General features: G+C 72.1%; 9 protein-coding genes. 6 read left to right on the forward strand and 3 right to left on the reverse strand.

The genetic code is table 11. The features are described from left to right. Positions 1-103: 103 nt before the first annotated feature. Entirely contained in the window at positions 104-724 is a 621-nt protein-coding gene (locus AB0H93_RS30315) for a TetR/AcrR family transcriptional regulator (RefSeq protein WP_358576947.1), read from the reverse strand. Positions 725-851: 127 nt separating this feature from the next. On the opposite strand from AB0H93_RS30315, the gene AB0H93_RS30320 reads away from it, so the two are divergent. The 5 genes from AB0H93_RS30320 to AB0H93_RS30340 all read left to right on the forward strand — a co-directional run bounded on the left by AB0H93_RS30320 (position 852) and on the right by AB0H93_RS30340 (position 6188). After that, a complete protein-coding gene (locus AB0H93_RS30320; RefSeq protein ID WP_358576949.1) occupies positions 852-1874 on the forward strand; it encodes an alpha/beta fold hydrolase in 1023 nt (340 codons plus the stop codon). 97 nt (positions 1875-1971) lie between these two features. Further along, positions 1972-3024 carry a DUF3152 domain-containing protein gene (locus AB0H93_RS30325; protein WP_358576951.1) on the forward strand — a complete coding sequence of 351 codons (1053 nt, stop codon included), beginning with the start codon at positions 1972-1974 and terminating at the stop codon, positions 3022-3024. A gap of 181 nt (positions 3025-3205) precedes the next feature. After that, positions 3206-4378, forward strand: coding sequence for an adenylyltransferase/sulfurtransferase MoeZ (gene moeZ / locus AB0H93_RS30330; protein WP_358576953.1), 1173 nt, complete (start codon positions 3206-3208; stop codon positions 4376-4378). A gap of 147 nt (positions 4379-4525) precedes the next feature. Next, entirely contained in the window at positions 4526-5323 is a 798-nt protein-coding gene (locus AB0H93_RS30335) for a TIGR02569 family protein (RefSeq protein WP_358576956.1), read from the forward strand. 43 nt (positions 5324-5366) lie between these two features. Continuing rightward, positions 5367-6188 (forward strand): uroporphyrinogen-III synthase, encoded by an 822-nt coding sequence (locus AB0H93_RS30340; protein ID WP_358576959.1) that lies wholly within the window; start codon positions 5367-5369, stop codon positions 6186-6188. A gap of 70 nt (positions 6189-6258) precedes the next feature. Here AB0H93_RS30340 and AB0H93_RS30345 read toward each other — a convergent pair whose 3' ends face one another. Both AB0H93_RS30345 and AB0H93_RS30350 read right to left on the reverse strand, forming a co-directional pair. Further along, positions 6259-6546 carry an MGMT family protein gene (locus tag AB0H93_RS30345; protein WP_132483254.1) on the reverse strand — a complete coding sequence of 96 codons (288 nt, stop codon included), beginning with the start codon at positions 6544-6546 and terminating at the stop codon, positions 6259-6261. 162 nt (positions 6547-6708) lie between these two features. Continuing rightward, positions 6709-7695 carry a chitinase gene (locus AB0H93_RS30350; RefSeq protein ID WP_358576962.1) on the reverse strand — a complete coding sequence of 329 codons (987 nt, stop codon included), beginning with the start codon at positions 7693-7695 and terminating at the stop codon, positions 6709-6711. A 199-nt stretch (positions 7696-7894) separates the two neighbouring features. Here AB0H93_RS30350 and AB0H93_RS30355 point away from each other — a divergent pair, with 199 nt between their 5' ends. Then, positions 7895-11065 (forward strand): ATP-dependent DNA helicase, encoded by a 3171-nt coding sequence (locus AB0H93_RS30355; protein WP_358576964.1) that lies wholly within the window; start codon positions 7895-7897, stop codon positions 11063-11065. Positions 11066-11091 lie beyond the last annotated feature (26 nt).

The following is an 11091-nucleotide window of genomic DNA, read 5'->3' on the forward strand; positions in this document are numbered from 1 at the left end:
TCAGGAGGGGCACCCACAGTCCAGGGAGCCTCTGAGGTTCCGCTACCCGCACCGCCACGCAAATCGAGGTTGGAAAAACCTCATTGAAATTGCGGGTTGACGGTCAGGGGTTCTGGAGGGGGAAGCCCGCGAGGCCCTTCCAGGCCAGGGTGGACATCAGGCTCACCGCTTCGTCGCGGGAGATCGTCTCCCGGGAGTCCAGCCAGTAGCGCGCCGTCACCTGGCTCAGGCCGACCAGTCCCACCGCCAGCAGCCGCGCGCGCTCCGCGTCCAGCCCGGCGTCCGCCGTCACCGCCTCGGTGATCGCGTCGATGCACCCGGACAGGGCGCCCTCCACGGCCTTCTCCACGGCCGGCTCGCCGCGCAGGTCCGATTCGAAGACCAGCCGGAACGCCTGTCCCTCGCCGGCCACGAACTCGTACAGCGCGCCGATCGCGGCCCGCACCCGCTGCTTGTTGTCCGACGTGGACGCGATGGCCTCGCGCACCCGGCGCACCAGCTCGTTGCCGTGCGTCTCCAGCAGCGCCAGGTAGAGCTCCAGCTTGCCCGGGAAGTGCTGGTAGAGGACCGGCTTGCTGACTCCCGCTCGCTCCGCGATGTCGTCCATCGCCGCCGCGTGGTAGCCGTTGTGCACGAAAACGTGCTGAGCCGCCTCGAGCAGCTGTGCCCGGCGTGCGTCGCGGGGCAACCGGACACCTCGGCTCGGCTGCGCGGTCTCGGTCATCCTCGCCTCCACCCGATTCCTTCCACTCGCGCTCGGCGGCCCTCCGGCCCCCAGTGGGGCATGACTCTACTCGCCGGTAGAGGCAGGTAGCGAAATCCGGGCTCAGGCGGGCAGCCATGCTGTGGGTGTGACCACGACTACGTCCGCCGCTCCGCCGCACCGGCGTTCCCGGCTAGGCCGATCCGACCTGACGTGGGTACCGCTGGTGGCCGATGGCGTCCCGCCGATCGACCTCTCGGCGAAGCCGCCGCCGGGGCGGCACTCCGAACTGACCACCCGCTCGGGCCCGCTGCGGCTGCACCTGCGGGAGACGCCGGGGCCGTCGTCGCTGGCGCCGACGGCGGTGCACCTGCACGGGCTGGCCGGCTCGTCGACGAACTGGACCGATCTGGCCGGCCTGCTCGCCGGGCGGATGCGCAGCATCGCGCTGGACCTGCCCGGTTTCGGGCATTCCGAGCCGCCGCCGGGGTTCGCCTTCACCCGCCAGGCGAACGCGGACGTGGTGATCCGGTTCCTGGAGCAGCTCGACGCCGGGCCGGTGCACCTGTCCGGGAACTCCTTCGGCGCCGCGGTGGCCATCGAGGTGGCGGCGCTGCGGCCGGACCTGGTCGCGTCGCTGGTGCTGATCTCGCCGGCCATGCCCGACCTGCGGCTGGATCCGCGGCGGCTCTCCGATCCGCGGATCGCGGTGGCGATGGTGCCGGTCCTCGGCAACCGCACGCGTCGCGAGCTGGCGATGGTGCCGCCGAGGGCCCGGGCCGAGCAGCTGCTGCGGCTGTGCTTCGCCGAGCCGGACGCGGTGCCGCCGCACCGGCTCGCCGAGGCGGCCGCGGAGTTCGAGGAACGCAGCCGGCTGTCGTGGTCCGGCCCGGCGCTGGGCCGGACCACCGTGGAGCTGCTGCGTTCCTGGCTCGTCCCGCCCGCGCGGTCGCTGTGGCGACGGCTGCCCGAGGTCGTCGCTCCGTCGCTGGTCGTGTGGGGTAGCGCCGACCGGGTCGTGACCGTCCGCAAGGCGCCGCGCACCGCGATGCTGCTGCCGCGCGGCCGGCTCCTCGTGCTGCCACGAACGGGCCATGTTGCCCAGATGGAGCGGCCACGCGTGGTCGCCCGCGCGTTCCTCGGGTTGGTGCAGGCCGGCTCCCGGTGGTGACCGGTTCGCGTTGCTCCGAGTGGCCCCAGATGTTGCGGTCACTCGGAGTGGCCGGTGGTTGCTCAAGGTGCCGGAGGGCCTGTGGCACGCTTAGAGCGTGAATCGTCCGCCGCAGCGATCTCGTGCCTCCGCGTCCGACCGCCGACCGGCGGGGCGGACGACTCGCACGGGTTCTGGGGAACGTCGCCGCGGCGAGCCGCTGGCCGCCTCCTGGAATCCCGTCTCCGAGCCGGAGCCCGAGCACTTCGACGACGCGGACGAGCACGACGATGACGTGCGGCCCCGCCGGCGCCGCCGGGGAGTCCACGCGCGCTACGGCTGGCGGATCTACGCGCTGCCGCTGCTGATCGTGGTCAGCGCGCTCGTCGTGTTCCAGACCGTCCGGCCCTCCGGGGACGGTTCGGCCACCGAACTGCTCGACCCGATCGCCTCGGACGCACCGGCCGAGCCGATCGTCACCGAGGCGCCACCGGGGCAGACCTTCAACCCCGCGCTGTTCTCCGCCGACCTGCCGCCCGGCGGACCGATCCCGGAGACCGGCGCGCGCACCTTCCAGGTGCTGCCCGGGAGGTCCGAGGTGATCGGGGCGGGCCAGCTCTACCGGTACAGCGTCGAGATCGAGGTCGGCGTCCAGATCGGCAACCCGAACGTCGAGTTCGGCAACCTGGTGCAGGCCACGCTGTCCGATCCGCGCAGCTGGACCAACCCCCAGGGCGGCGGGATCTCGCTGCAGCGCGTGGACGCCGGCGGCCCGCGGCCGGACTTCCGGGTCATCCTGGTCAGCCAGCAGACCGCGCGCGAGGCCTGCGACTACAGCAACGGCGTGCCGTACGACAGCTCCTGCCGCAAGGGCGACATGGTCTACCTCAACGCCGCCCGCTGGGTGCGCGGCGCGGTGTCGTTCGAGGGCGACATCGGCAACTACCAGCGCTACGCGATCAACCACGAGGTCGGGCACGTCTTCGGCAACAAGCACGTCGGCTGCCCGGTGCAGGGCGGGCTGGCGCCGGTGATGATGCAGCAGTCGTTCAGCGTGTCCAACAACGAGCTGCACGAGCTGAACAAGATCGCCGACCAGGGCACCGACATCCCCGCCGACGGCTTCGTCTGCAAGTACAACGCCTGGCCGTTCCCGACCGCCGGCGCCTGAGCCGATCTTCGCGGGTCTTTTCGTCCCGGATCGTGGGAGTAGTTTGGGTTGCGGAAGCCCATCGGGGAGTCTTGCGTTGCAGATTCCGTGAGGCCCTGTTCGGGTGCCCTTCGGGGACGCTTGAGGTGCCGCTGCCAAGCTCCGAGAGCAGCAGGTACCGACCATTGAGGAGGAGCTGGGAATGTCCGGCGCATCGTCGCTGCCGCCGCTGGTCGAACCGGCGTCGGAGCTGACCAAGGAAGAGGTCGCGCGCTACAGCCGCCACCTGATCATCCCGGACGTCGGGATGGACGGGCAGAAGCGGCTGAAGAACGCCAAGGTGCTGGTGGTCGGCGCCGGCGGACTCGGCAGCCCGGCGCTGCTGTACCTGGCCGCGGCCGGGGTCGGCACGCTCGGCATCGTGGAGTTCGACGAGGTCGACGAGTCGAACCTGCACCGCCAGGTCATCCACGGGCAGTCCGACCTCGGGCGGCCCAAGGCGGAATCGGCCCGCGACTCGATCGCCGAGATCAACCCGTTCGTCAAGGTGAACCTGCACCAGACGCACCTGACGTCGGAGAACGCGCTCGACATCTTCCGCGACTACGACCTGATCCTGGACGGCACGGACAACTTCGCCACCCGCTACCTGGTGAACGACGCCGCGGTGCTGCTGGGCAAGCCGTACGTGTGGGGGTCGATCTTCCGCTTCGAGGGCCAGGCCAGTGTCTTCTGGGCGGAGCACGGCCCGAACTACCGCGACCTGTACCCCGAGCCGCCGCCGCCCGGCATGGTGCCGTCCTGCTCCGAGGGCGGCGTGCTGGGCGTGCTGTGCGCGTCGATCGGCTCGATCATGGTCAACGAGGCCATCAAGCTGATCACCGGCATCGGCGAGACCCTGCTGGGCCGCCTGATGATCTACGACGCGCTGGAGATGAGCTACCGCACGGTCAAGATCCGCAAGGACCCGAACGCCACGCCGATCACCGAGCTGATCGACTACGAGGCGTTCTGCGGCGTGCTCTCCGGCGACGCCCAGCAGGCGGCGGTGAACAGCACGATCACCCCGCGCGAGCTCAAGGACATGTTCGACCGGGGCGAGAAGTTCGAGCTGATCGACGTCCGCGAGCCGCACGAGTACGAGATCGTCAAGATCGAGGGCTCGAAGCTGATCCCGAAGGACCGCATCCTCTCCGGTGAGGCGCTGGCCGAGCTGCCGCAGGACCGCAAGATCGTCCTGCACTGCAAGTCCGGCGGGCGTTCGGCGGAGGCGCTGGCGGCGCTGCACAAGGCGGGATTCTCCGACGCGGTGCACGTCGGCGGCGGTGTGCTCGGCTGGGCCAACCAGGTCGACCCGAGCCTGCCGACGTACTAGATCGGACCCCGAACCCGCTCCGCACCGAGGTGCGGGGCGGGTTCGTCGTCCGAAAAGACACCACGGTAGTCGCGAAATCGCGGGATCGGCTGCGGCGCGCGGAGTGCCTGCTACGGAAATCGCGATCATTTAGGTAGCGTCTCGCCCGTGACCCATACGCCGGAGCCGCCACCGCCGCACGTGCGCGCGGCATTCGGCGCGCGCGTCGAAGAACCCGAGCCGCTGGACGGCGCGGTCGCCTGGCGGTGCGGCGAGATCGTGCTCAAGCCGGCCGCCAACACCGCCGAGGCCGCTTGGGTGGCGCAGACGCTGGACCTGCTGGAACCCGACGACGTGCGGGTGTCCCGCCCGGTGCGCTCCACCGACGGTCGCTGGGTGGTGTCCGGCTGGTCGGCCAGCCGGAACCTCGACGGCCAGGCCGAGCCGCGGCACGACGACGTGGTGGCCATGTCGCTGCGGCTGCACTCGGCGAGCCGGTTCCTGGCCCGGCCGCGGTTCTTGCAGGCGCGGCAGGACATCTACGCGCTGGCCGACCGGATGGCCTGGGGCGAAGAGGAGTACGTGCTGCCGCAGGAGAAGGGCGGTCGGCTCTACGACGTGCTCGCCGGGTCGCGGCGGGAGGTCGACCTCCGCCCGCAGGTGGTGCACGGGGACCTGTTCGGCAACGTGCTGTTCGCCGAGGACGTGGCGCCCGGCATCATCGACTTCAACCCGTACTGGCGGCCCGCCGAGTGGGCCGCGGCGGTGGCGGTGATCGACGCCCTGGCGTGGGGCGGGGCCGATCCGGCCATCGTGGAGCGCTGGTCGCACCTTTCGGAATGGCCGCAAGCCCTGCTGCGGGCTCTGCTGTTCCGGCTCTCGGTGCACGCGCTGCACCCGCGCTCGTCGTCGCAGACCCTGACGGGCCTGGAACGCGCTTCCCAGATGGTCCTCGAAGTCCTCTGACCGGTTGCCCTGTCCGGCGCCGGGGTTGTGTGACGATTGGACGGTGCAGGGAGTGTTGAGCGGCTTCACCGTCGGTGTGACGGCGGAGCGCAAGGCCGCCGAGATCGGGTCGTTGTTCAGCCGTCGCGGTGCTCGCGTGCTCTTCGGGGCGGCGATGCACACGGTGCCGCTGCCCGAGGACGGCGAGCTGGCCGCGGCGACCGAGGAAGTCCTCGCGGCGCCGGTCGACTACGCGGTGGCGGTCACCGGTGTCGGGTTCCGGGGCTGGATCGAGGCGGCGCAGCACACCGGCGTCGGTGACCGGCTGCTTGCGCACCTGCGTTCGGCCGAGGTCCTGGCGCGGGGTGCGAAGGCTCGCGGCGCTGTGCGCGGTGCCGGGTTGGTCGAGTCCTGGACCTCGCCGTCGGAGGAGTCCGCGGAGGTCTTGGAGCACCTGTTGGCGCGCGATCTCGCCGGGAAGCGGGTTGTGCTCCAGGTGCACGGCGATCCGATGCTGCGGTTCCGCGAGGCGTTGCGGGCGGCGGGGGCCGAGGTGGTGCCGGTGACCGTCTACCGGTGGACGGATCCGGTGGACCTGCCCGCATTGGATCGGTTGATCGACGCGGTGCTACGGGGCGAGGTGGATGCGCTGCCGTTCACCAGCGCGCCGGCCGCGACCAACCTGCTTGCCCGCGCGGACCGCACCGGGCGCGGCGAGGAGTTCCGGGAAGCGTTGCGCGACAAGGTGTTCATCGCCTGCGTCGGGCCGGTCACGGCGGTGCCGATCGACGCGGCGGGCCTGCCGTACGCGATGCCGGACCGCGCCCGCACCGCATCGCTGGTGCGCCTCGTCGCGGACGAACTCCCGAAGCGCACCGCGCGCTGACCGTCCACAGTGGCCGGTTCGGTGGCGGTCGGTTGCCGGCCCCGGAATCGCGAGAGGTCGGCTGGATTAGTCAGGCGCCCCAGCGGTATCGGCGCATGTCGATGCGGGCTCCGTCGGCGAGGACGCCTTCTGCCCGCAGGAGTTCCAGCTGCCGGCGGCGCAGGTGGTCGGCGACCGTGCCGTTGGAGCGCAGGACCCGGTGCCACGGCAGGTCGCCGCCGTCCTCGGCGAGGATGCGGCCCACCAGGCGCGCCGAGCGGAGGCCGGCGAGTTCGGCGACGTCTCCGTAGGACAGCACCGATCCGGGCGGGATCGACGCCACCACGGCTCGCACCTGCTCCACGGTCTCCTCGTCCACGAGCCCGAAGGTACTCCAAGCGCACTGCCGCGGAGCACCCGCACGCCGAATGCGCTGAGGCACCGTTTCCGCTGGTAGATGCTCGTGAGTGTGTTGGAGCGCTAGAGCACTCCAACACGCTCACGAGACCTGATCAGCGGGAACGGTGCCTCGGCTTCGGTATCAGCCCTGGAAGCCGGCGACGATCTTGGTGAAGTCCCACGGCTGCTGGTCGATGCCGCCGCAGGAGTCCGAGGGCCCGCCGCCGTTGCACGGGCGGTCCCGGTTGAGCGCCCAGAAGGTGAAGCGGCCGAGGCCCTTCTCCTTGGCGTAGTCGGCCATCTTCTGGAACGCGGCTTGGTCGACGGTCTCGCCGACGTCGGTCTTGCCGTTCATCGACGAGATGCCCGTGTGCGCGTAGGCCTCCGCGTCGCTGTAGCCGAAGGTGCTCTTGAGCACCTCCTTCAGGCCCTCGGTGGACTGGATCGTGTCGGCCGCCATGTCCGAACCGCCGAAGTTGAACGGCATCTGCGTCCACACGTCGACGTTCGCGCCGATCTCGTTGGCCTTGCCGATCATCCGCTTGCCCACGTCGTTCGGGCCGCTGGCCAGCGTCGGGAAGGTGACCACCGTCTGCACGCCGGGGTTGGCCTCCTTGACGATCTTCAGCGCCTCCAGCACCCGGTCCTGCACGGCCGGGGTCTCGAACTCGCTGGCCTCGATGTCGACGTCGATGGCCTTGAGCCCGAAGGCGTCGATCACCTTCTGGTAGGCGCCGGCCAGCGACTGGGCGTCCTGGCAGAACTCGCCGAGCTTGTTCCCGGCCCAGCCGCCGATGGACGGGACGACGTCGCCGCCGGCGGCGCGGATCTCGTCGATGACGGCCTTGTCGGCGTCGAGCGGGCGGTTGCCGTCCCAGGCCGGGTTGCAGCCGCCGTCGGAGAGGATGAAGGCCAGCGTGAAGTCCTTGATCCCGGTAGCGCTCATCACCTCGCTGGGCTTGGGCGGGTTGCCCCAGCCCATGTAGAGATAGGGCGATGCGGCGACCGGTGCCGCTGCGCTGGTCGAGGCCGGGGCCGAGGTCTCCGCGCTGAGTGCGGGCGCCGCGCCGATGGTCAGAGCACCGGCGACCGCGGCGCAGCCGAGCAGGGCTTTGCGGACTTTGCTCACGGTTCCTCCTTCGGGGGAGTTGATCGCGCTCGGGGCGCGCTTTCGCAGGTCACAGCCGGGGAGGCGCTGTGACGACCAGCACACTGCCAGAGAGTGAAATTGGTTCATACCACCAAAAGGTTCTGTTAATTCCTCGTTGAGCTGCGCCTACCAGCGAGCCCTGCGCGACCTTGTCGTTGGCGCGTGATTCCATCGATGCGTGCCATCCCCGACCGCGCCCGTGCTCGTGCGCCGAGCCGAACCCGCTCGGCGGCGGACGGTCTGGGACACCGCCGGGCAGCGGGCACTGGCGCACCGCGACGGCCTCCTGCGGATCCTGGGCGGGCCCGGGACCGGCAAGAGCACGCTGATCGCGCAGCTGGCCGCCGAGCGCATCCGCGACCGCGGGGTATCGCCGGAGAACGTCCTGGTGCTGACCGGCAGCCGGCGCGCGGCGGCCTGGATGCGCACCGAGATCACCCGGCTGCTGACCGGTTCCACCGACGACCTGCGGACCGCGCCCGAACCGCTGGTGCGGACCGTCCACTCGTACGCCTTCGCGGTGCTGCGGCTGCAGGCCGTGCGCGAGCAGCTACCGCCCCCGCAGCTGCTCAACGGCCCGGACCAGGACGCGCTGGTGCGCGACCTGCTGGCCGGGGATGTCGAGGGCGGCGCCCGGGACTGGCCCGAGACGCTGCGCCCGGCGCTGACCGTGCCCGGCTTCGCCGAGGAACTGCGCGATCTGCTGCTGCGGGCCGCCGAGCGCGGCGTGGGACCCGAGCGACTGGTGAACCTCGGCCGGCAGCACAACCGTCCCGAGTGGATCGCCGCCGGCCGGTTCGCCCGGCAGTACGAGCAGGTCACGCTGCTGCGCGGAGCCGGCGGCGCGCAGGCCCCCGCGCTGGACGCGGCGGAGCTGGTCGGCTCGGCGCTGCTGGCGTTCGACACCGATCCCGGGCTGCTGGCGGCCGAGCAGGACCGCGTGCGCTACGTCCTCGTCGACGACGCGCAGCACCTCGACCCGCAGCAGTACTGGCTGACCCGGCGGCTCGGCGACACGGCCGTCGAGTTCGTGCTGGCCGGCGACCCGGACCAAGCTGTGTACTCCTTCCGCGGCGCCGATCCGCGCTGCCTGCTGGACGCCGACCCGGACGGCACGAACACCGAGGTGCTCACCGTCGACCACCGGATGTCCAAGGCCGTCCGGGAGGCCGTGCAGCGGCTGGCCGCGCGGCTGCCCGGCGCGGGCCCGCAGCGCGAACTCGTGGAGCCCGAGAACGGGCGCAGCGGTTCGGTCCAGGTGCGGTTGCTGGCCACGGAGGCCCAGGAGGCCGCGTGGGTGGCCGACCAGCTCCGCCGGGCGCACCTGCTCGACGAGATCGCCTGGTCGGACATGGCCGTCGTGGTCCGCTCGACCGGCCTGTCGCTCCCGGTGCTGCGCCGCGCCTTGCTGGCGGCCGGCGTGCCGATCGCGCTGCCCATCGACGACCTGCCGCTGGCGCAGCGCACCGCGGTCCGCCCGCTGCTGACGCTGCTGCGCTGCGCTGCGCGCCCGCAGGCGCTCGACCCGGACGCTGCCGCTGAGCTGCTCGCCTCGCCGCTCGGCGGCGCCGACCCGCTCGCGCTGCGGCGGCTGCGTCGCGGGCTCCGCCGCCTGGAGCTCGCCGCCGGAGGTAGCCGGGCCAGCGGTGAGCTGCTGGTGGAGGTGCTGCAGGACGGCGACCGGCTCGCCGCGCTCGAAGACTCCGCCGCCGCACCGGCCCGCCGCCTCGCAGGGCTGCTGCGCACCGCGGCCGACTCCGTCGCCGCCGGGCACACCGTCGAGGACACGTTGTGGCGGGTGTGGAAGGCCAGCGGCCTGGAGAAGCGGTGGGTGGCGCAGGCCGAGCGGCACGGCGCGGCCGGTGCGCAGGCCGATCGCGACCTCGATGCCGTGGTGTCGTTGTTCGACGCTGCTGCCCAGTTCGTCGACCGGCTGCCGGGCGCGGACGTCGCCGGTTTCGCGGATTACCTGACCAGCCAGCAGATCGCGGGCAGTTCGCTGGCGCCGACCGCGCCCCGGGACAACGCGGTGTCGGTGCTGACCGCGCACGCCGCGAGCGGCCGGGAATGGGAGGTCGTGGCGATTCCTGGTGTGCAGGAAGGGATTTGGCCCGACCTGCGGCTGCGGGGCTCGCTGCTCGGCGTGGAGCGGCTGGTCGACGTGCTGTCCGGAGTGGACGCCGAGCGGGTGTCGGCGACCGCCCCGCTGCTGGCCGAGGAACGGCGGCTGCTGCTGGTGGCGGCGAGCCGGGCGCGGCGGAACCTGCTGGTCAGCGCCGTGCGCGGGGAGGACGAACAGCCGTCGCGGTTCCTCGACGAGCTGGAGGGCGTGGTCAGCGACCCGGACGCGGTGGAGCGGCCGATCGCCCGCCCGGAGCGCGGCTTGGCGCTCGGCGACCTCGTCGGCGAGCTGCGCCGGGTGGTGTGCGACGCGGAGGCGGAGCCGGGGCGGCGGCAGCGGGCGGCGGCGCAGCTCGCGCGGCTGGCCAACGCCGGGGTGCCGGGCGCCAGCCCTGAGGCCTGGTACGGGCTGCCGGAGAGCTCCACCGCGGCGCCGCTGGTGACCGGCGACGATCCGGTCAAGGTGTCACCGTCCACTGTGGAAATCCTGGCCAAGTGCCCGCTGCGCTGGCTGGTCGAGCGGCACGGCGGCCAGGACACCGCAGAGCTCGCCGCCGTCACCGGAACCCTCGTGCACGCGCTCGTGCAGGCCGCGGCGGACGGTGCGGACACCGCTCAGCTGCACAAAGCCCTGGACGACGCCTGGGAATCCGTGGACGCCGGCGCACCGTGGTTCTCGCGCAAGGAGCGCACGCGCGTGGAGAAGATGCTCGACGCGTTCGTGACGTGGCTGGTGGAATCGCGGGCCGAGCTCACCCAGATCGGCGTGGAGAAGGACCTGGACGTCACGGTCCCGGGCCGGGAGGGCGGGCCGTGGCTGCGGCTGCGCGGCCGCGTGGACCGGCTGGAGGTCGATGCCGGCGGCCGACCCGTGGTGGTCGACGTCAAGACCGGGAAGACGCCGGTCAGCAAGGGCGACGCCGAGGAACACCCGCAGCTGGCGGTGTACCAGCTGGCCGCCGCGCTGGGCGCGTTCGGCGACAACGACGGGCCCGGCGGGGCGCGGCTGCTGTACGTCGCGAAGGCCGACCGGAAGGGCGCGGCCACCGAACGCGCCCAGCCGGCCCTGGACGCCGAGCGGATCGAGGTGTGGCTCGACGTGGTGCACACCGCCGCCGCATCCAGCCTGGGCCCGGCCTACGTGGCCAGCGAGAACTCCGACTGCGCGCGGTGCCCGGCGCGCACCTGCTGCCCCGTCCACCCGGCGGGAAGACAGGTCGCGCAGTGATCGGGTACTGCTTCGACGCCCGCCGC

The organism is Saccharopolyspora sp. NPDC050642, from assembly GCF_040654735.1.
Classification (GTDB): Bacteria; Actinomycetota; Actinomycetes; order Mycobacteriales; family Pseudonocardiaceae; genus Saccharopolyspora; species Saccharopolyspora elongata.

Bases quoted from the DNA above. Each gene is read 5' to 3' on its own strand.
- AB0H93_RS30315 (WP_358576947.1), bottom strand. From the start codon at position 724: ATGACCGAGACCGCGCAGCCGAGCCGAGGTGTCCGGTTGCCCCGCGAC.
- moeZ (WP_358576953.1), top strand. From the start codon at position 3,206: ATGTCCGGCGCATCGTCGCTGCCGCCGCTGGTCGAACCGGCGTCGGAG.